The sequence below is a fragment of the Streptomyces sp. CNX435 genome, from assembly GCF_059570575.1.
In genome coordinates, this window is the sequence record NZ_JCANTA010000016.1 from 76,868 (window position 1) to 97,847 (window position 20,980).

Sequence of the window (20,980 nt, forward strand, 5' to 3'; positions counted from 1 at the left end):
GCGCCGCGCCTGCGCCGGCGCGTCCGGGCGCGCACCGTGGGCGTGTCCCACGGCGTGGTGCAGGGCGACGCGCATCCGCGGGTTCGGCTTTCCTGTTCCGCACGCCGTCACCGCGCTCTGCGCGGCGGTGAAGCCGCCGTCCGCCCGGGCGGGCCCACCGCGTGGCCGGGCGATACCCCAAGGCCGGTGCTGCACCTGCGGAGTCGCATCCCCACAACCTGCCACACCACGTCGCGGGACGCGATCCGTGCTGTGGTCGGTCGCCGGAACGGGATCCGTCCGGTGCCGCCGCAGGCTCATCGCGGCGGCTCCGCGCAGGCCGCCAGGCCCTGCTGCAGCAGCTCGCCGATGCGGACGGCGGCGGCGTGATCGAGGAGGGCGCGGGAGTAGCGGAGGGTCAGGTGCAGCCGGCCGGCGGTGGAGGCGGCGGTGACCGCGAGGCCGCGCGGCATGCGCGCGGGGGCGGAGAACCACACCGCCGTGGGGCGGCCGGCGGGGCCGAAGTCCAGCGGGTAGGCGACCCGGCCGATGTTGGACAGCAGGGTCGTCGACATCAGCGGCGCGGCGGTCCGGCGCAGCGTACGGGCCAGCACGCCGCGTACGCCCACCGGCAGCACCGGCGCGGTGAGCAGGACGCCGGACAGCCCCAGCGGGTGGCTCGGCTCGGACTTCAGCGCGTGCGTACGGGCCATGGTCGCGCGCAGCAGCCGCTCCACCGCCGCCCGGTCCGGCGCCTCGCCGCCGGTCAGCGCCTCCGCGTCGGCCCGCTCCTCGGGGCCGAAGCCGACCTCGGTCAGCCGGGTGCCGTTGCCGATCGGCATCTCCGCGGACTCCCGGGGGCGGTTGTCGACGGGCATGGTGATGCGCACCGGGCCGCCGCGCTGCCCGTGCGCCCGGTTCCAGCGGGCCGCCGCCAGGCAGGTGGCGACGAGCAGCTGGTCGTTGACGGTGGCGCCGTAGGAGGTGCGGCGCGGCGCGGGCAGGTCGAGCAGGTACATGCCGTTGCCGGTGGCGGGCGCCCCCGGCGCCCCCGGCGCCCCCGGCGCCCCCGGCGCCCCCGGCGCCCCCGGCGCCCCCGGCGCCCCCGAAGACACAGTGGACGCTGTGGACGACGTGTCGCCGGCGATGCGGGCGGGGCGGGTCGGGCCGGAGCGCCCGCCGGGCGGCGCCGGGCGGGCCTTCGGCCCCGTACCGCCGGGGCCGGCACCGCCGGAGGAGGGCGGTGCCGGCGGCTCCCCGCCGGCGGTGCCGGTGTAGACCTCGGCTGCCGTGGCCAGCACCCGCAGGCACGAGGGGCCGTCCATGGCGGTGTGGTTGATGGTGGCCATCAGCACCGAGCCGCCGTCCTCGGTCTCGACGACCGCCAGGCGCACCGGCGGCGCGGCGTCCAGCGGCGGGCAGTCGGTCATGGTCCGCTCGCGCGCCGCTTCGAGGACGCCGGGTCCTGCGGCCAGGAAGGTCACCGGGTCGAGGTCCGGCTCCGCGGTGAGCTGCCACCGGTAACGGCGGTGCCACCAGCGGCTGTCCACCTTGCGCTGCAGGAACCGCGGATGCCGCCGCATGGCCTCGGCGAACGCGGTGCGCAACCGCTCGGGCTCGAACCGCCCGGGGAAGTGGATCTCGATGTGCACGGTCTCCGGCTCCGCCGGATCCGTGCAGTGCAGCGAGACCTCGTCCACCGTGGGGAACGGGACCCGTCCGGCCGCCGGGGCGGGCCGGGCGGGCTGCGTCACCGTCATCTGCGTCTACGCCTCTCCTTCGCGGTGGGCGCCCCGGGGTACGAAGCGCCCACCGTCACTCAACTGCCGTTCTCCCCCCGCCGGTCGGCGGGCGTGCCGTCGTCCGGCGGGGTGTCCGCGGGGGGTGCGTCCGCGGGCGGGGTGTCCTGCACGTCGTCCTCGGCCTCCGGCGTGCCGCTGAGCGGGATCGGCGGCTTGGGGACGAAGGCGCCGCGCGGCTCGTCCTGGGCGGTGCCCAGCGGCGGGGTCGCGGAGTCGTCCCCGGCGCCGCGCGCGGTGCCGAGCGGCGGCGTCGCCTCCGCCCCGGACTCCGCGGCGGTCCCGGTGCCGGCGCCAGCGCCGCGGGCCGCGGAGCCCCGGCGCCAGAACCGCGCCGTCGGCCGGTCCGGCTCCTCCTGCGCCGCCGCCGGCGGGGGCGCGTACGAGGTCGCCGTACGTCCGGGCGGCCCGCCGGGCCCGGGCGGCGGACCGCCCGCGGCACCGGCCGCACCCGCGCCCGCACCGGCACCCGCAGCGCCGGCGCCGTACGCCGGGAACGCCGCCGTCTCCGCGTCCGGGTCGGCGCCCGGGGCGTACCCCGTCGCCTCGCCGGCCGGCTCCGGCCGCTCCGCGGTGACCAGCGCCGCGGCCAGCGCCAGCACCGCGAGCGCCTGCGCCACTCCGCCGAAGGCACCCTCGTCCATGCGGACAGCCTCGCCCGCGCCGGTCAGCGCCGCAACACCCGCGCCGGCCATCGCCACCAGCGCCAGCGGCGCGAGCAGCCCGGACCGGGCCCGGGCCAGCAGCGCCAGCGCCGGCACGATCAGCGCGTACGGCCCGGCCACCACGGCGACCACGGCGGTGAGCAGCAGCGCGCCCAGCACCCAGCCCGGCGCCGGCGGCGCCGGCTCCGCGGCCACCACCTCGCGCCGCTCGGCGCGCACGAACGCCAGGCCGAGCAGCGCCAGGACGGCCGCGATGCCGGCGAAGATCCCGGCGTCGTACCAGGCGGCCGGTTCGTACTCCAGCGTCACCTCACCGGCGAGGTCCGCCGGCACCAGGAAGCCCTGCTGCCAGCCGTCGAGCCGCACCGACTCCAGCTCCTCGCCGTCGAGGGTGGCCTTCCAGCCGTCGTTGTAGTTCTCGTACATGGTGAGGTACGTGTCCTCGCCCTCGCCGACCGTGACGGCGCGCTCGTCGCCGGCCCAGTCGGTGGCCTCCACCGTGCGGCTGTCGGCCGCCGCGGCCGGCTCGCCGCGGGTCAGCGTCACGTCGGTGACCGCCAGCGCCTCGCCGTCGCCGGCGGCGACGGCGTGCCGGCCGGCGTCCAGCGGCAGCGGGGCGGCGGCCTCGCCGTCACCCGGGCACAGCTCGATGGCGACGGGCCGGCGGTCGACGAGGTCGCCCAGCGTGCCCTCGGCGCGGGTGTTGAGCAGCTGCCCGTCCACCGACACCGTCGGGCCGCGCCCGCACTCCAGCTCGAAGGGCTCGTCCTTGTCGACCGGGTCGGAACGCAGGTCCTTCTCCGCGTCCTCGCCGAGCGCCGGGACGTAGACCTCGGTGAGGCCCACGGGCAGCTGCACGTCGCGGTCCGCGAACGGGTTGTGCACCGCCAGCGACTCGGTCTCGGTGACCTTGATGTCGAGCCGGTCGGTCGTCACCGGCGGGATCCGCACCCAGCCGTTGGCGTCTACGCCGACGGTCTGCGCCCCGGTGGGGGTGCTCACCTCGACCTCGGTCGGCCGCGCCGACAGGCCGCCGGCCGGCGCGAGCACGAACTCGCTGATCTCCGTCGCCTCCGGCCAGGACAGCGTGAGCGACTGGTCCACCCCGGCGATCCAGGCCGTCGTCAGGTCCTTGTCGACGAGGTTGCGCGGGCTCAGCTGCGGGCTCAGCGGCAGCGTGGAGCCGGCGCTGACGTTGATCCGGTCCTCGTCGTCCTCGGCGCCCAGCTCGTCGAGCAGCGCGTCGAGTTCCTGACCCTGGACGGGCAGCGCGCTGCCGGTCACGGTGTAGTCGCCCGCGCCCGACTCGAAGCGCCGCTGGAGGCCCGTCTCGGCCGCCGCCGGGTTGAGGCCGCCGAGGTCGCTGCCGCGGTGCAGGGAGACCTGCTCGGCGTCGGCCGCGACCTGCTTCGCGTCCGCCGGCAGCTGCAGCTGGCGGCTGACCGGCGAGACGCCGGGGATCTCGACCTCGGCGAAGCCGGCGCCGGCGAAGCCGGTGCGGCTGCCCTCGGTCTTGCGGATGGTGATCCGCAGCCACTCCGCCTGCCCCTCGGGCGACTTGACGGTCTGCGTACGGCCACCGGGCTGCAGCGTGCTGACCTCACTGCCGCGCGCGGTCTCCACCTCGACCTCGACGGGCTCGGGGCGGATTCCGGCGCCCGCCAGCGGCGTCAGGTCGACCGTGCCCTCCAGGTTCGTGGGCTCGGTGAAGTCGATCTGCAGCCACTCGCCCTCGGAGGTGTCCGGGTTGCCCTCGGCCCAGCCGGTCTGCGGTACGCCGTCGAAGGCGTTCACCGGGTCGAACTGCGGCAGGTGGAACATCCAGTTGCCGCTGGTCGACGCGGTCACCGAGGCGGCCCCGTCGAGGACGGCGGTCGTCTGGTGCTCCTCGCCCTGCTCCGGCACGATCATCCGCGGCTCGTCGCCCGGGTCCTGGAGGCTCTCCGACGGGTTCTTCTCGTCCTCGGTGTACGTGTACGAGGTGTTGTTGTTGACCACGCCGAACCGGGTGTCGGCCCGGCGCAGCCCGTCCGCCTGCACCTTGACCGCCGGCTCGTCGACCCCCGGGTGGGCGTCGCCGGCGAGCACCGCCGGCCGGCCCTGCCAGTCGGGGTCGGCGGACAGCTGCAGCAGCGACTCCGGGCCGCCGCTGAGGACGGCGGTGTCGGCGGCGTTGAGCGTGCCGGCCGGGCCCGGGCGCAGGTCCTCGCCGCCGGCCGGCTGGAAGATCTCCACCGCCCGCTGGCGCGAGTACAGCCCCTCGATCTGCAGCGGCGTGCCCTCGGGGATGCGCCCGCCGGTCAGCTCGGGGCCGAACTCGGCGACCTTCTCGTAACCGGACGACTCCAGCGTCTGCTTGACGGTGGTCGGCGGGACGTAGCCGACCTGGTCCGGGTCGAGGTCGTTGCGTACGACGACGTAGTGCAGGCCGGCGCGGGCCAGGTAGGACTGCAGGCCGGGCACCTCGCCGCCGGTCATCAGCGCCTGGTCGACGGCGTCCATCGCGCGCCGCGAACCCGCCGTGCCGAACGGCACGTAGTCGCGCTGCGCCCAGCGGGACTCCGCGAGCACGTCCAGCGGCTGGTCGATCGGCTTGCCCCACTCGTACGTGCCGTGCGCGGTCGCCGGCACCACCAGGGCCCGGTTGTCGGGCGAGTACTCCTCCAGCCAGTCCGCCGTCTGCTCCCAGTGCCTGGGCAGCTTGTCGAACGCGCCCGGCTGCAGCACGTCGCCGTTGGCGTACGGCAGCAGCAGACCCGGCAGCACCACGAGGGAGGCGATCGCGGGCACCCACGCGCTGCGCTTCGGATTGGCGCGGGAACCGCGGTGCTCGGCGGCGGCGGCGACGAAGTGCGCGAGACCGAGGGCGAGCGCGAGTGCCAGCCCCGGCTGGAACTTGTAGATGTTGCGGAACGGGCTCAGCCAGCTGTCCAGCGCGTCCTGCACACCGTCGGCGAACGGGGCGCCCAGCGCGCCGCCGTAGCCGGCCAGCGTGAGCAGCGCGACGAGCAGCACGGTGAGCACCAGCCAGCGCCGCTCGGGCAGGTCGCGGCGGGCGAGGCCGGCGAGGCCCAGGCCGGCCGCGAGCGCGGAGGACAGGATCGGCAGCCAGCCGGTGGCCACGGTCCAGCCGCCGGGCAGCCACTCCTCGCCGAAGTTCAGGTACGCCACCCAGTTGCCGGTGCCGCGCAGTACCTCGGTCGCCGACATGGTGGTCGTGGTGTTGTGCGCGGTCTCGATGAACGGCAGGAAGTTCTCGCCGTAGGCGCCGAGCAGCAGCAGCGGCACGATCCACCACAGACAGGCCAGCGCCACCCCGGGCAGCCACCACGCCAGCAGCTTCGTGCGGCGCGGGCCGGTGCGGGTGCACACGTACAGCAGCGCGGGCAGCAGCGCGGCCAGCGTGGAGGCCGCGTTGACGCCGCCCATGAACGGGATGACCAGCGCCGAGCGGGCGGCGGCGACCCGCGGGGTCAGCCGCTCGTCGAGCAGCGGCAGCAGCACCCACGGCAGCACCGCGCCGGGCAGCGCGCCGGCGGAGGTGGAGCCGACGATGATGGTGAAGACGGGCCACAGCGCGTACGCGGTGGCGCCCAGCAGCCGGGTGCCGGAGGTGCCGAAGCCCAGCTTCTCGGCCAGCTTCAGCGCGCCCCAGAACGCGGCGGTGACCACGAGCGAGAGCCACAGCCGCTCGGCCAGCCACGTCGGGATCTGCAGCAGATCGGTGAGCAGGTAGTACGGCAGCATCGGGAAGGCGTAGCCGAAGTACTGGTCGTGGATGCCGCCGAAGCCGTTCTGGTCGTGCCACAGCTCGCCGAGGTCGCCGGCGAACTTCATCGGGTCGACCGCCACGCCGAGCTTCGTCTCGAACGTCATCTTCCCCGCGGAGGGGATGAGCCAGGCGACGAACGCGAGCGCCCAGAAGCCGAGCGGCCAGCGCCAACTGCGCCGGCTCTCGGGTGGCCGCGCCCCTTCCGGACCCCGCGGGGGAGGTGGTGAGTAGGGCCGGCCGGGCGTGGCCGGCTGCGCGGGGAGTGTCGTCGAATGGGGCGTCATGGGCACCGCCGGAGTATGAGAAGAAGGTTCCAGGTGGCGAACTCGCGTACGCCGGGGACACGGACGACGGCCTCGGCGAGGAACGGCCAGTAACGGGAGCGGGCCGCGACGACGTCGACGTCGTCCCGGGCCCGTACCGCCTTGAGCGTGGGGCCAATGTGGATGGGGAAGAGGTTCTCGCCCAGGGTGTGCTTGGGGTCGCGCCCGGTGCGCCGCGTGTAGCGGCGGCGCGCCCGGTCCGCGCCCAGATAGTGCCAGGGCGCCTGCTCGTGGCCGCCCCAGGGGGAGAGCCAGTTGGTGAACGCCACGTACAGCAGGCCGCCGGGCTTGGTGACCCGGATCAGCTCGCTGAGGAAGGTCTCGGGGTCGGCCACGTGCTCCAGCACGTTGGAGGAGAACGCGACGTCGGCGACGCCGTCGGCGAGCGGCAGCAGATAGCCGTCGGCGACCACGGCGCCGGTGGTCACGTCCGAGCCCGCGGCCATCTCCCCGGCGTCGCAGTCGAAGAGGTACGCCTCGGCGCCCCGGCTGCGGAACTCCTCCGTGAACCACCCCCCGCCGCCGCCGACGTCGACGACCAACTGGCCCTTGAGCGGAGTGATCCGCTCGACCTGGTCCGCCGCGTCCCGCGCCAGCAGGCTGTAGGCGTGGGCGGGGTCGTCCTGCTCCTTCATGAAGGCGCGGAAGAGAGCGACCGACCGCCGGATGGAGGGGTCCCGCACTGCGTTCATCCCTCCCGCGTCTCGTGCCGCCCGGAGCGGGCGAGCGCCTCGTCGGCGACGGCACGGAAGTCGCGTACCGTCGCCTCCCAGCTCAGCCGGGTGGCGCGGCGCCGGGCCGCGGCGCCGAGGGCGGTGCGCCGCTCCTCGCTCAGCGCCAGCGCGCACCAGTGGGCGGCGAACGCGCTCTCGCCGCGGGCCAGCATGCCGGTGTCGCCGTCGCGTATGGAGTCGCGCAGGCCCGGGATGTCGAAGCCGATCGCGGGGGTGCCGCGCACCGCCGCCTCGGTCACCACCAGGCCCCAGCCCTCCACCAGCGAGGGGTGCAGCAGCAGCCAGGAGGAGGCGAGGAGCCGGTGCTTCTCGCCCTCGGAGACATGGCCGGCGAACGTCACGCCCGGCCCCGCCATGGCTTCGAGCCGGCCGCGCTCGGGGCCGGTGCCGACGATGACCAGCCGGCCGCCGGTGACCGGGCGCACCCGCTCCCACAGCCGCAGCAGCAGGTCGATGCGCTTGTACTCCACCAGCCGCCCCATCGCCAGGAACAGCGGCTCCGGCGACTTCGGCGGCAGCGGGCCCGGGTCCTCGACGCCGTTGTGCACCACCCGTATCCGCCTGGGGTCGACGCCGATGTTGCGCAGCGCGGCGGCGGTGGAGGAGGAGACGGCGACCAGGAGGTTGCCGCGGTGCGCGCCGGCGAGCGCCCAGTGCTCCAGGCGGCGGCCCAGCCGGGCCAGCGGCCCGGGATAGCGCATGGCCCACAGCTCGGTGTGCACGTGGTTGACGAGGCAGAGCGACGGGCCGCTGTGCCACAGCGGCGCCAGGTACGGCATGCCGTTGCAGACCTCGACCAGCAGGTCGGTGCCGCCGACGTGGCGGGACAGCGCGCGGCGCGCGCGCAGGAAGTGCCCGGCGTCCCCGCCGGCGGAGACGACGCGGTAGTCGCGGTACGCGGCCGGGCCGCCGCAGACCAGGGTGACCTGGTGGCCGTGGGCGGTGAGGCCGCCGGCGAGCCGGTCCACCAGCAGCTCGGAGCCGCCGGCGGCGGGGTTGCCGAGGTCGCGCCGGGCGAGGAAGGTGATCCGCCGGGCGGCGCGGTCGGTTGCGTCCCGGTCGACGGCGTCCCGGCCGGTTGCGTCCCGGGCGGTGGCCTCCCGGTTGACGGCGTCCCGGGCGGCGGGCGCGCGGGAGCCGGCGGCGCCGGCCGGCTGCGGGGGCGTACGCCGTAGCGCGTCCGCGTCCAGGGACAGGGGTACGTGCTGGGGCATCGGCGCTCCAACTCGTCTCAGGGTGCGGGCGGGTGGTTCAGGGCCGTTCGTGGGGTGCGGCATCTCGGTCGGGGGGACGGGGGCGACGGGGGCGCCGGCCGGGGGGACCGGCGCCCCCGTCGCGGGGGGTGGGGGCGGTGGGGGGCATCAGGCCGCGACCGGCTGGGGCGGGACCCCTTCGGGCTCCCGGTCGCGGTCCGGCTCGTCCGGCCGGCCGCCGCGGGCCAGCAGTACGGCGCCGGCGCCCGCGAGTACGAAGCCGGCCACGAGGGCGACGACCGGCAGGGTCTCGCCGACCAGCTTCAGCCTGCTGCTGTCCTCGTCGGCGAGGTCCACCTGCTCCTTCTGGGTGTCCTCGGTGAACGCGATGCCGTCGCTGTGCAGCAGCGTGACCTCGTCGGTGCCGCCGCCGGGCTGGCGCAGCGTCTTCTTCGGCGCGATGGAGGCGTAGATGATGCGGCCGGTGCGCTCGTCGGCGACCAGCTCGATCTTCTCGTTGGCGTACCACTCGTCGGCGAACACCTGGTCCTTGTCGGGCAGTCCGACCATGACCCCCGGCACCTGCCGGGTGCCGGTCTTCACCGGCTCGACCGAGCCGGTGAAGGAGAGTCCGGTGTAGCCCTGGATCTCCTTCCGGCCCGCGTACTCCAGCGCGACGGTGTCCTGGGCGGTGCTGTCCCACCAGCGGTAGGTGCGCTCCTCGACGTCGAAGGGGAACTTCAGGTACGCGTCGCCGGCGAACCGCTTGCCGTCCACGCCGGTGTTCTCGTCGCAGCAGTGCTCCGGGGCGGTGGTCTCCCGGTCCATGACCCAGCGTTCGGTGGTGAACTGGAAGGAGTTGCGCGGGTCCTCGATCTCCCGGGTCAGCGGGGTATCGATGGCGGTGGCGGCGTCCCAGACGGCGGTGTCGTCGTCGCTCGCCGCCACGTCGCCCAGCACCCGCCGGACGATGGTGATCTCCTGGTTGTCGCGTTCCTTCTGCGCGTCGGCGTCGTAGAAGGTCCCGGTGCCCTCGTAGCGGGTCGTCGAGTCGATGTCGATGGGATTCATCTTGGCGCGGGGCTCGACGTAGAAGGCGAGCATGGGGGCAAGCACGAGCAGGAAGACGCCCAACCCCAGCAGGATGAGGGACAGGGGTGACGCGGTACGGCGGCTCATGCTGCACTCCCGGCAGGGGCTGGTTTACGACGCTGGTTTGTCACCGCGGTGCAAGTTCTACGGGTCGGTAACGTAAGGCTGTGCTTGACAGGGTGTCAATGCTGCTCCCACACTCAGCGTCCATGCAGAACCGACTGGTAGCCGCCGTGGTGACCAGCGTCGCCGCCGCCGCTCTCGCCGTGGGTGCAGCCCTCGGCTTGGTGGCCGCGCTGAACGCCACGCCGGATCAGCCCAACGTCCCGCTCATCAGCTTCGACGGCCGCTGACCTGGCATAAGCCCCCGCCGCGGACGCCGCGGCGGGGGCTTTGCCGCGCCCGGCCGGCCCGGGGCGCGGCGGCAAGGACACGCCGGGGACACAGTGTCGTATCGATGGTGAATTTTTGTCGACCAGGTGACAAGTAGTCACCGCCCCATGGCGCGGCGCGGTGGGTTCGGCGGCGCCCGGGAGGTGCGCCGGGCGCGCCCGCGGTGGCACCGAGCGAGCAGATTCAGCCGAACTCGGCGCACGCACCCCGGGGCGAGGGCGCCCGTACGCTCCGCGCCGGGCAAACGGGTGGCGCCGCCCGCCCCGCCCCGGCATGCTGAGCCCATGCTGATCAGGGACGCCACCGCCGACGACTGGCCCGCGATCTGGCCTTTCTTCCACCGGATCGTCGCCGCGGGCGAGACCTACACCTATCCGCCGGACATGAGCGCGGAGCAGGGGCGCGAGGTGTGGCTGCTGGCGGCCCCGGACCGTACGACCGTCGCGATCGACGACCGGGGCCTGGTCGTGGGCTCGGCGAAGATGAACGTCAACCGCCCGGGCAACGGCGACCACGTCGCCAGCGCCAGCTACATGGTCGACCCGGACCGGCACGCCCGCGGCGTCGGCCGCGCGCTCTGCGAGGACTCCCTGCGCTGGGCCCGGGAGCGGGGCTTTCTGTCCATGGAGTTCAACGCGGTGGCCGAGACCAATATCTACGCGGTGAAGCTCTACGAGTCCCTCGGCTTCCGCATCACCGGCACCCAGCCCCGCGCCTTCCGCCACCCCACGGAGGGCCTGGTCGGCCTGCACTGCATGCACGTGGACCTCTGAGTCCCCGGCACTCGAATCCTCGACCCCATTGCCCGCCGTGGGGGCGGGCGTTTACGCTGCGTTCGTCATTTCGATTGCTGATCGAGATTTCGGATGAAGCCGAGAGAGGTGGGGTGAGCGCGCATGGGGCGCCTCGTACCGGCCGTGACGCGTGCGCTCGACATCCTGGAGCTGTTCCTCGACCGGGACGCGACGCTCTCCGCGCCCGAGATCACCCGCAGGCTGGGCCTGCCCCGGACCACCGTGCACGAGCTGGTCACCACCCTGGCCGCCCGCTCCTACCTCAGCGCCGTCCCCGGCCAGCCCGGGCGCTACCGCCTGGGGGTGCGCACGTACCAACTGGGCAGCACCTTCGGCGAGCAGCTCGACCTGGCCGCCGAGGGCCGGGAGGTCGCCCGCGAGGTCGCCGAGACGTGCGACGAGACGGTGCACATCGCGATCCTGGAGGACACGGACGTCATCTACATCGCGAAGGTCGACAGCACCCGCGCGGTACGGATGGTCTCCGCCACCGGCCGCCGGCTCCCCGCGCACTGCACCGCCGTCGGCAAGATGCTGCTCGCCTCGCTGCCCGAGCAGGCCCTCGACGCGCGGCTGCCCGAGGACCGCCCGCTGGCCGCGATGACGGACCGCAGCCACACCTCCGTGCGCGAGCTGCGCCGCCACCTCGCCGCCGTCCGTGAGCGCGGCATCGCGGTGGAGGAGCGCGAGTCCAACCCGGACGTCAGCTGCGTGGCCGCGCCCGTGCACGACTCCGTGGGCCGGGTGGTCGCCGCGCTCAGCATCTCGGTGCCGATGATCCGGTGGAGCGGGGAGCGCCGGGACGAGCTGGGAGAGCTGGCCGCGAAGGGCGCGGGCAGGCTGTCCGAGCGCCTGGGCCACCGCGGCCCGGGGCGCTGACGGCGGAACCGAGCGAGCCGGGGCGTACCCGGGAAGGAGAAGGAGCCAGGTGACGAAGCTGGACGTGGCCGTACACACCCGCGCCGAGCTGGGCGAGGGACCCACCTGGGACCCCGCGGCCGGCCGGCTGATCTGGGTGGACATCCTGGGCGCCCGCATCCACACGTACGAACCGGCCACCGGCAGGCGCACCGTGCAGACCACCGAGCAGCACGTCGGCGCCGCCAAGCCGCGCGCCGGCGGCGCCGGTTACGTGGTCAACCTGCGCGACGGCGTCGGGCTCTACGACGCGGACGGCGCCTTCCGCTGGCTCGTCCACGAGCCGGTCCCCGGCCGCCGCGGCAACGAGGCGGTGGTGGCCCCCGACGGCGCCCTGTGGGCGGGCACGATGCGCTACGACTCCACCCCCGGCGGCGGCACCCTCACCCGCGTCACCGGCGACGGCGCGCGGACCGTCGTCCTCGACGACGTCACCGTCAGCAACGGCACCGGCTGGAGCCCGGACGGCCGCCTGATGTACTACGCCGACAGCCCGACGGGCCGCATCGACGTCTTCGACACTGATCCGGCCGGTGGGGCCGAGGTCACCGGCCGGCGCCTGTTCGCCGCCGTCGAGGACAACCCGGGCTCGCCCGACGGGCTCTGCGTGGACGCCGAGGGATACGTCTGGGTCGCCCTGTGGGACGGCGCCGCCCTCCGCCGCTACGCCCCCGACGGCACCCTGGACCGCACGGTGCCCGTACCCGTGCGCCGCCCCACCTCCTGCGCGTTCGGCGGCCCGGAACTGACCGACCTGTACGTCACCACCTCGTCCCTAGACGACGCGCACCCGCTGGCCGGCTCGCTGCTGGTCCTGCCGGACGCGGGCCACGGACTGCCGCAGGCGCCGTTCGCGGGCTAAGGCGCGGACCCCGGCCCCAACTCGGCGCCGGCCCCGTCCAGGTCGCGCTCCGCTTCCGGGCCCGGACACAGCCCCGGGCCCGGGGCGAGTATCTTCGGGTCGATGCGGAGCATCGGACAGCGGATGCAGGTTTCTCTGAACTTCGCGTTGAGGTCTCTCTGTTGAGGCAGCCAGATGGGCGGGCCGGTCAGGGCAGGAACTGGCGGGTTGCGCTCCAGATGACGAGCCGGTCACGGATCGGGCCAGGGGCCAGATGGCCGACCAGGCTTTCCAGATGGGCCGTCAGGTTCTTGTGCCACCGGAGTTCGCGGATCTGCTCGATGGGAAGGTCGCGCCAGCCGTCGGCGAGAGCAGCGGCCTGTGTGGGCGTGAAGGTCAGTGCGTCGAGCGTGTCGGCCGCCAGCGCCTTGGGACTCCAGTCGGGGTCGGTGTCATCGGGACCCAGCCGGTCGATCACCCACATCCGGAGCACGAAGTCCTGCTGAGCGACCCGCGCAGAGCGTCCCTCGCGGTGGTCGAGCATGCGACGGTTCGCGAGCAACGACAGCTTCGCCCACTGGCGACGGGCTTCCGATGCATGGCTGGAGTTGTAGGCGTGTCCTTGTGCCACGACGCGCGCTGTCTCAAGCTGCTGGCCGCGGGCGTCATGGACGTACGTCTGTAGCTGGTCGAGCGTCCACGTGCTCAGATCGCGGCTCGGTTCTTCTCGGTATGCGCTGCTACTCAAGGTCGCCGTTCCTGGTCGTAGGCATGCCGAGCCTGATGGTGCCCTCTGGGACCACCGGCGTCAACGCCGTGCAGATCGGTGTCCTTCATGATCCTAGGTGCTCCCAAAGTGCGTTCTTGACTGGCTGTTCTCTATCCGCTCGGGCCCCTTTGGCCACCGTCGGCTACGGCCAGGCAGCGCGATCGATCCTCACGGATGTCGAGGCCCGTTTGAACCAGGCAAGGCATTCAAACGTTGTCGTCGACAGCAACGACAGGTGACGCCCTCGTCGGGGGCGTCGGCGGAGGGCTTTCACATGCCGGAGAACCCGCAGGGCCGGGAAAATGATGAACACTACAGGGAAGATGTGGCCGCCAGCGCGACCATCGGGACTTTCTATGCCAGCGGACCAACATATGCCGATCGAGAATGGGGGACAGAGAACCACCCTCATGCGGCTCTACATGAAAAAATCTACGCACGTTACGAAAAGAAAATAAAGGAAACTCGCCCCAGCGCGAAGCCGATTCTCATCGTGACGGCTGGAGCTGGCGGCGCGGGCAAGACCACCGCACTAGAAAAGTATCTCGCCCAGCTCAAGGATCCCCATAGCACTCAATTCGCCGAACTGGGGCAATTCACTGGTACTGCCGCTGCGGAAGACCTAAAGACCGGCCGCTTCACTTCTTTGTCACATGACATAATAAAGAAGGAAATGTGCGCCGAGGGTGCGGTCGACTATTTGAAAAGAAACATTTCTACGATAAGGCAGGCAGAAACTTTGCGGTCAACAGGCAATCCCACCGCCATAAGGGATGGCCTGGAAGATCGGCCTGACCTGTTGAGCTCCGGGATTCATCGCGAATCGTCCTGGGTTATGGATCAGATCGCAGCGATGTGCATGGAGGGGAGAGGGCATCTTGTTTATGACATCGCCGTGACGGATGTTGACAGGGTGATGAGCGATGAATATCAGGACGGGCTTTTCGATACCGCTCGCAGGTTCGGCTACGATGTGATCGCGATAACAGTCGAGGCATCGCAGGATCAAGCCCGCGATGGGAATTACAAGAATTACCTGAAGAGTGCGGATCTTATATCGAAGGGCGATCCGTACGGCATTACCGTGAATCCCGAAACGGCAATCGGATTCGCTTACCGCGATGGCAACACCCATGAATCCGTATGCAGGGGAAATGTACAGGAAATTGCTGATACAGGACGCATTCAGCGTGTGATCAGGGTGGATCACGGGGTGCCGTCGGACATGAAGCTCCAGGACCCGAGGAATCCTGAGGTGCTTCGCACGAGGGACCCCGCTCAGCAAAGCGCGTTGGCGGTTTCCCCGGTGACGGACCGGACGGCGCTGTACCCGACAGGCGCCAATGAGGGGCGAGGAAAGACGCCCGTGGAGCCGAACATCCCACGCCCCCGGTCCCCCCAACCGCCTGCCGCCAGCCGGGGTCGCTGACCCCGGCCCCTTCCCGGCGCGGGGGTCACCCGGTCACGAACCCGGCGGATTCCAGGGTTGGTCGCAACACGTGGTTGGTTGATCAGGCCGCGAGCAGTTTATGCGGGCGCTCGGCTGGGGTTTCCCAGCCGAGCGTTTTGCGTGGGTGGCCGTTGGATTCGGCGGCGACCAGGTGCTTTGGACCATGGCCGGAGAGGGCGGTGCCCTTGGGGAAGTGGGGAAGTACTGCCGCAGCAGGCTGTTGGTGTTCTCGTTGGAGCCGCGCTGCCCTGTCAGGCCCGGGACCCCACGCCGGACAAGGCCAGGGGGCCAATCGGGCCAAGACAAGGGCAGGGGACCCCTGCCCGATTCCGCCCCAGCAGCGTAACTGGCTGTTCTCTATCCGCTCGGGTGGTCGGTGGGGTTCGAACAGGGGCCTGGTCCGGGTGAGTCTGCAGGTGCGGGTGCATGGAAGAAGGGCCTCTTGGTAGCTCGCGGATGTCGAGTCCAGCGAGGAGCAAGAGGACCTGTTGTCGAAGTGTCGCGTGGTCACGGTTGCCGGGTCCAGTTGGTCCACTCCTGGGCTTCAACTTCAACCGCGGCACGTACACCCAGCCTTCAACGGCAACCCCACCCACCTCGGCGGGCTGACCGGCTGCGCCGCGGAGCGGGACTGCACGGGCACGTATGACACCCGCGCCACCACGGCCCCGGTCAGCTTCACCCTGCGCGTCGACCCCCGCAACGCGGGCGTCGAGCTGCGCCGCACGAGCGACCAGGCGCAGCCGTACCAGCGCGCGGCGGTGACGGTCGACGGCGCGGAACTGCCGGGCTGGCTGCAGCCGCCGGGCAACGCGGAGCGGCGGTGGCTGGACGACACGTACCAGATCCCGGCGAGCGCCACGGCGGGCAAGCGTGAGATCACCGTCACGCTCACCCCGGCCGAGGGCGCCCCGCCCTGGTCGGCGGAGTCGTACGAGGCGCACACCCTGCGCCCCACCGGCTGACGGGGGTCAGACGTCCCTGCCGCTGAACTTCTGCCAGTAGCTCACGCAGGTGTCCCGCCAGTCGGCCGCATCCGTCTCGTGCAGCGCCAGCTTGGCCTTGACCTCGGCGAAGCGGCGGGCGTCGATCTGGGACTCCAGGGAGTCCCAGGCCCGCCGCATGTCGCCGACATAGCGGACGCCCGAGTAGTAGCGGTCGACGAGTTCGTCCCAGAAGATCCTGCCGCTGCTCATGGGGTGGTCCCAGGGCACGTGGTGGAACCACATCATGAGGTTCTCGGGGACGGTGTCGATGTCCCCGTACGTCGCCTCCAGGGTGGGGAAGTACTGGGCGGTGAAGTCGCTTCCGGTGGGGGAGCGGTCGTAGCCCAGGCCGACGCTGTCCGCCCTGTTGTAGTAGACGGGGTTCCAGTCCTCGCGCGGGAGGTGCGACTCCGAGGGGCCCGGGCCGTAATGCACGTCGGCGGTGAACTGGTGGGCGATCCCGAGCGGGGTCTGGTAGCTCACCAGCGCCTCCCAGGAGCCCATCATCATGGAGACGATCACGTCGACGACGTCGGGGCTGTTCCCCCAGGTCATCCTCACCCAGTCGTCGGCGATGCCCCCGGCGTCCAGTGTCCAGTCCCACGCCTGGCGGCCGAAGGCGTACAGGTTGGCCTGGGAGAAGTGGTGCCCGGTCAGGTTGTCGGCGTTGCCGAGGTTGGCCACGCCGACGATGGCGGTGTCCGAGTGGTTCTGGGCGGTTCCGTCCACGACGTGGCCGACCAGGCGGTTGTCGAGCGGCCGGCCCTGCTCGTCCGTGGCCCGGGTGTCGGTCTTGAGGATCTCCTCCCACATGGGGGCCAGGAAGCAGAGCATCCGGTTCTGGCCGGTGTACTCCTGGGTGATCTGCAGCTCGATCGCCTGGTTGGTGTTCTCCATCCGGCCGAACATCGGGTGAACGGGCTCCCTGGCCTGGAAGTCGAGGGGGCCGTTCTTGGTCTGGAGGAACACGTTGTCCAGGAAGCGGCCTCTGCTCCCGTCGGGCTGGAGTTCGTCGTCGATGTGGCCGAACTCGAGGTAGGCCCGCTTGAGCCGGTCGCTGTCCACGTCGGGGTTGTAGACGAAGGTCCGCCAGTAGATCTTGAGACCGAGGGGTGCCACGGCCGCCGCCATGCCGTTGGCGCCGTCGCCGTGGTCGTGGCCGAAGTCCTGGGGTCCCGGCTGGCCCTCGGAGTTCGCCTTCACGGTGAACCCGGCGAAGTCCGGTATGGACTGCTGAATCTGTCGGGCCCTCCGAGTCCACCAGGCCCGGAAGTCGGCGTTGGTGGGAGCCATCTGCTCCTCGGTGAGCGTGTCCGGGGCGAACCGGCTGTCCGTGGGGGCCGCGTACCTGATGGAGAGGGCGAGCTTGATCCCGTACGGCCGCAGAGCGTCGGCCAGCGCGGCCTCCTGTGCGATGTACTCGGGTGTGAGGTATGCGTTGTCGGCATTGACGTTGTTGATGGTGATGCCGGTGATCCCGACCGATGCCATCGCCCGCGCCGCCACGAGATAGCGGTCGAGGACGACGGGCAGGTTCAGCCCGGCGCTGGCGCCGGTGGCGGCGAAGTTGAAGATCGCGCCGTTCTCACCGTTCAGGCCGCCCGTTCCCGGTTCGTCGTTGCCGGCGTAGAGGCGCTCGGTATCCCAGTAGTTCAGGTGGCGGTTCGCGACCTTGGGGCTCTCGGCCAGGTCGAGTCCTTCCACGGCCTGGTGCGTCTGGATGCGCCGCAGGAACGCGAACGTGCCGTACAGCGCGCCCACGTCGGTGTTGCCCGCGATGACGGTGAACGCCCGCTGCCCCTCCGCCACCGACCTGAGGACGAAGCCGTCCCGGCCCACCCGCTCCAGGTCTTCGGCAGGGACGAACCGGCTCACGGCCGGCGAACTCTCCCGTGTCCCCACGACGACGGCGCCGTCGGGCAGGTCCTGTCCCGGCCGGTGGACCACCGGTACCGGGCGGTCCAGCAGTCCGCCGAGACCCCGGACCAGTTCCTCCCTGGCCGCCTCCAGGGTGGACGCCATCAGCCGCTCGGCCGATCCCGGAGCCATGCTCAGGTTCTGTGTGTGGCGGTACGACTTGTTCCGGTCGGCGTTCTCCACGACGACGGCGGTGACCTGGCTCCGGTACCGGCTGAGCAGGTCCGGATCGGCTATCGGCACGTAGCGCAGCCACATGGCGGATCCGTCGTAGCCGTCGTCCCGTTGCCCGGCCGGGCCGGCGGACGTCTCCCGCCCGCCCAGCGCCCTCGCGATCCCGCCCGCGTGAGATCCCAGCGTCACGCCCGCCGTGACCGCACCCACGAACACCCGTCGACTCAGGGACATGATCCCGACCTACCCCTCGCTCTGTCGGTTCTCCACATCGAGAACTTTGTTCATGTACATGAACTCCCTGCCGGGCCGCCGGGCACCTGCCCGAACGAGGCGCCGGTCAGGCGGTCGTGCTGAACGTCGTCATGCTCCTGGCGGGAAGCGTGGCGGTGAAGGTTCCGCTCGACGCGCCGGCCGCGCCCTGGGACGAGACGTTCCTGTTCGCGTCGGTCAGCCACGACGAGACGCTGGACGCGGTGCTGTTCGCGACGGTGAACTGCTGGTTCACGGCGGCGGCCCCCTTGTTGACGGCGACGATGACGACCGCGGAGCCGCCGTCCCGGTACGCCGAGACGTAGACGTCCGATGCCGGGTTCGCCGTCGCCTCGATCCGCACATGTCCGGGGCGTACGAACCGGGCGAAGTGCGCCATGGCGGCTCCGCGCTTGCTGAGCTGGCCGTCCTCGCGCATGGGGCCGTAGCTGCGCCGGATGTACCACCAGATGTACGCCTGGAACCCGCCGTCCACCATGGCGCGGTGGATGTGCTCGCCCACGTCGAGCGCCTGGGGCCAGAGGTCCGCCGAATCGGAGCTGTTGGGGTGGTAGACCTCGGTCATCCAGAGTTCTTTGCCCGCGCCCTTCTGCTCGAAGAGGGGGTAAGGGAAGTCCGCGAACGACGTGCCGTAGAGGTGGGCGCCGACGATGTCCACGTTGGCGAGTGCCGCGGAGTCGTTGAGGATCGGGTCCGACATGTTCTTCCGGTACTGGAAGGACTCGGGCGCGATGACCCGGGTGCCGATCGAGCCGGCGTTCTCCCGCAGGAACCGGACCATTTCGTCGGGGGTCCACCACGTCCAGTCGTGCGCGTAGTCGGGTTCGTTCTGCACCGATATCCCGTACAGGTCCACCCCGTTGTCACGCAGGTACGCGGTGAAGTCGTCCAGGTGCTGGGCGTAGGCGCCGTACATGTCGTAGCGGAGGCGTTTCGCGTCGGTCTGGTCGCCGCGGACGAAGGTCTCGACCATGTGGGCGGGCGGATTCCACGGCGACGCGATGACGGTCGCCCCGAGTTCGATCGCTCGCCTCGCGGTCGCCGCGTCGCGGCCCCAGTCCGCCTCGTTCTCGGGGACGGGGATCCTCAGTAAGGAGAACCCCAGTCGCCCGTCGCCCGTGCCGAACGCCGTGTCCCGCTGGGCGGCCGTCAGGTCGCCGATCCAGGCGGTGTGGTTCATGCCGCCGAAGCCCCGGATCGTCTGCCGCCGCGCCGAGGGGTCGACGACCGCCGTGGCGGCGGTCGGCACGGCCGCGGCACTCGAGGTCGCGACGGCCGCCGTCGTGGCCGTCAGGACCGGCAGCGTCCCCAGCGCCAGGACCGTTCGCCGGCTCGGCAGGCGCGGAGGTCCGCCGCTCACCTGCTCTTTCCGGGCTCGCGTCATCTCTCCTCCTCGTGGCCCCTCGTCCTGGTCTGCGCCGGTTCTGAGGATGTGGGAGCGCTCCCAATCAGGATAAGGCGGCGCCCCTCACCGTTTTCGACGGAAGGTGCTCCTGGCCGCTGCCCCTGCCTGCCCCCGCCTGCCCCGTGGCGGCTCGGGAAGGCGTGTTCGGAATGACGAACATTGTCCAAGCTCATGAATCTCTGGCAAGGTAACGAGCCCGCTCCCCACCGTCAAGGCTCCGCGGTGTCCTGTGGCAGCGCCCCGCCCCGCAGAACGTCAGGTAGCTGCGGGGCGGGGCGGTTCGGGGGTGGGGGCGGGTCAGTCGGTGGTGAAGGAGTGGACCGTGGTGGAGCGGTACGTGTCGCCGGGGCGCAGGGCCGTGCTGGGGAACGACGGCTGGTTGGGGGAGTCGGGGAAGTGCTGGGTCTCCAGGCAGAAGCCGTCGCCCTGGCGGTAGACCCGGCCCGAGGTGCCCGCGAAGGAGCCGTCGAGGAAGTTGCCGCTGTAGAACTGCAGCCCGGGCTCGGTGGTGGCGATGCTCATCGTACGGCCCGAGGACGGCTCCCGGACCGTGGCGATGCGCTCCGGGGCGCGGGTGATGCCCTTGTCCAGGACCAGGTTGTGGTCGATGCCCTTGCCGTACAGCACCTGCTCGTGGTCGTCGCGCAGGTCGGCTCCGATCGGCTTCGCCCGCCGGAAGTCGAAGGGGGTGCGGGCGACCGGGGCCAGCTCGCCGGTGGGGATGAGGCCGGCGTTGACGGGGGTGTAGCGGGAGGCGGCGATCCGCAGCTCGTGGCCGTAGACGTCGCCGCTGCCCTCGCCGGCGAGGTTGAAGTAGACGTGGCTGGTGAGGTTGACGACCGTCGGCGCGGAGGTGGTGGCCTCGTAGTCGATGCGCCAGTCGCCGTCCGCGGTGAGGGTGTAGTCGACGCGGGTGGTCAGCGCGCCGGGGTAGCCCATCTCGCCGTCGCCGCTGACGTAGCGCAGGGTCAGGCCCACGCCCGCGGCGGAGACGAACGGCTCGACGTCCCACACCCGCTTGTCGAAGCCCTTGTCGCCGCCGTGCAGGCTGTGGTCGCCGTCGTTGAGCGGCAGCTGGTACGTCTGGTCGTCGAGGGTGAAGCGACCGCTGTCGATGCGGTTGCCGTAGCGGCCGATGAGCGCGCCGAAGTACGGGCTCAGGGCGACGTAGTCGTCGAGGCCCGCGAAGCCCAGCGACACGTTGGCGTACCGGCCGCGCCGGTCGGGCAGCTCCAGTGACTGCACGATGCCGCCGTACGACAGTACCCCGAGCCGGGTGCCGCCGTTGGCGAGCGTCCAGCGGTCCACGCGGGTGCCGTCGGCCAGCTGGCCGAACGGCTCGCGCACCGGCTCGGCGCGACCGCCCGCGGAGTTCGCCGCCGCGGGGGCCGCGAAGCCGGCGGCGGCCAGGCCGCCAGCCGTGGCGGCGAGCACCGTCCGTCTGCGCGGGGCGGCGGCCGGTGCCGCCGCCGTCGAAGTGGGGGGTCGGGTCGGGTTCATGGG

15 protein-coding genes and 1 pseudogene are annotated in these 20,980 nt (G+C 72.0%); 6 read left to right on the forward strand and 10 right to left on the reverse strand.

All coding sequences use genetic code 11. The features are described 5' to 3' along the window. Positions 1-296: 296 nt before the first annotated feature. From T328_RS24285 to pgfA, 5 genes are all read right to left on the reverse strand, one after another. Positions 297-1,739, reverse strand: coding sequence for a condensation protein (locus tag T328_RS24285; RefSeq protein WP_496498272.1), 1,443 nt, complete (start codon positions 1,737-1,739; stop codon positions 297-299). A 59-nt stretch (positions 1,740-1,798) separates the two neighbouring features. Next, positions 1,799-6,499, reverse strand: coding sequence for an alpha-(1->3)-arabinofuranosyltransferase domain-containing protein (locus tag T328_RS24290; protein ID WP_496498364.1), 4,701 nt, complete (start codon positions 6,497-6,499; stop codon positions 1,799-1,801). Continuing rightward, positions 6,496-7,221 carry a class I SAM-dependent methyltransferase gene (locus T328_RS24295; RefSeq protein ID WP_496498365.1) on the reverse strand — a complete coding sequence of 242 codons (726 nt, stop codon included), beginning with the start codon at positions 7,219-7,221 and terminating at the stop codon, positions 6,496-6,498. Before T328_RS24295 ends, T328_RS24290 begins: the two co-directional genes overlap by 4 nt. A 5-nt stretch (positions 7,222-7,226) precedes the next feature. Continuing rightward, positions 7,227-8,486 carry a glycosyltransferase family 4 protein gene (locus T328_RS24300; protein WP_496498273.1) on the reverse strand — a complete coding sequence of 420 codons (1,260 nt, stop codon included), beginning with the start codon at positions 8,484-8,486 and terminating at the stop codon, positions 7,227-7,229. Between the two features lie 147 nt (positions 8,487-8,633). After that, positions 8,634-9,644, reverse strand: coding sequence for a cell envelope lipid trafficking protein PgfA (pgfA, locus tag T328_RS24305; RefSeq protein ID WP_496498274.1), 1,011 nt, complete (start codon positions 9,642-9,644; stop codon positions 8,634-8,636). 122 nt (positions 9,645-9,766) lie between these two features. Between pgfA and T328_RS24310 the strand changes: the two genes are divergently transcribed. The 4 genes from T328_RS24310 (at position 9,767) to T328_RS24325 (ending at position 12,524) form a co-directional block, all read left to right on the forward strand. After that, positions 9,767-9,910, forward strand: coding sequence for a hypothetical protein (locus T328_RS24310; protein ID WP_496498275.1), 144 nt, complete (start codon positions 9,767-9,769; stop codon positions 9,908-9,910). Positions 9,911-10,234: 324 nt separating this feature from the next. Continuing rightward, positions 10,235-10,723: a GNAT family N-acetyltransferase gene (locus T328_RS24315; protein WP_496498276.1), complete on the forward strand. Its 489-nt coding sequence runs from the start codon at positions 10,235-10,237 to the stop codon at positions 10,721-10,723. A 123-nt stretch (positions 10,724-10,846) separates the two neighbouring features. Then, positions 10,847-11,623 (forward strand): IclR family transcriptional regulator, encoded by a 777-nt coding sequence (locus T328_RS24320; RefSeq protein ID WP_496498277.1) that lies wholly within the window; start codon positions 10,847-10,849, stop codon positions 11,621-11,623. A gap of 49 nt (positions 11,624-11,672) precedes the next feature. Next, on the forward strand, positions 11,673-12,524 hold the full coding sequence (locus T328_RS24325) for an SMP-30/gluconolactonase/LRE family protein (protein ID WP_496498278.1): 852 nt from the start codon (positions 11,673-11,675) through the stop codon (positions 12,522-12,524). Positions 12,525-12,711: 187 nt separating this feature from the next. On the opposite strand, the gene T328_RS24330 is transcribed toward T328_RS24325, so the two are convergent. Then, entirely contained in the window at positions 12,712-13,251 is a 540-nt protein-coding gene (locus T328_RS24330; protein ID WP_496498279.1) for a hypothetical protein, read from the reverse strand. Between the two features lie 295 nt (positions 13,252-13,546). Here T328_RS24330 and T328_RS24335 point away from each other — a divergent pair, with 295 nt between their 5' ends. Next, positions 13,547-14,701, forward strand: coding sequence for a hypothetical protein (locus T328_RS24335; RefSeq protein ID WP_496498280.1), 1,155 nt, complete (start codon positions 13,547-13,549; stop codon positions 14,699-14,701). A gap of 82 nt (positions 14,702-14,783) precedes the next feature. On the opposite strand, the pseudogene T328_RS24340 reads toward T328_RS24335, so the two are convergent. Next, a pseudogene (locus tag T328_RS24340) lies at positions 14,784-14,968 on the reverse strand (IS30 family transposase); the annotation flags it as partial. 257 nt (positions 14,969-15,225) lie between these two features. Between T328_RS24340 and T328_RS24345 the strand changes: the two are divergent. Further along, positions 15,226-15,687 (forward strand): hypothetical protein, encoded by a 462-nt coding sequence (locus T328_RS24345; protein ID WP_496498281.1) that lies wholly within the window; start codon positions 15,226-15,228, stop codon positions 15,685-15,687. 6 nt (positions 15,688-15,693) lie between these two features. Here the strand turns inward: T328_RS24345 and T328_RS24350 are convergent, their stop codons facing one another. From T328_RS24350 to T328_RS24360, 3 genes are all read right to left on the reverse strand, one after another. After that, entirely contained in the window at positions 15,694-18,033 is a 2,340-nt protein-coding gene (locus T328_RS24350) for an alpha-glucuronidase family glycosyl hydrolase (protein WP_496498282.1), read from the reverse strand. A gap of 106 nt (positions 18,034-18,139) precedes the next feature. Continuing rightward, a complete protein-coding gene (xynC, locus tag T328_RS24355) occupies positions 18,140-19,456 on the reverse strand; it encodes a glucuronoarabinoxylan endo-1,4-beta-xylanase XynC (protein ID WP_496498283.1) in 1,317 nt (438 codons plus the stop codon). Positions 19,457-19,774: 318 nt separating this feature from the next. After that, complete coding sequence (locus tag T328_RS24360; RefSeq protein ID WP_496498284.1) at positions 19,775-20,977, reverse strand: aldose epimerase family protein; 1,203 nt, start codon at positions 20,975-20,977, stop codon at positions 19,775-19,777. Between the last annotated feature and the right edge of the window lie 3 nt (positions 20,978-20,980).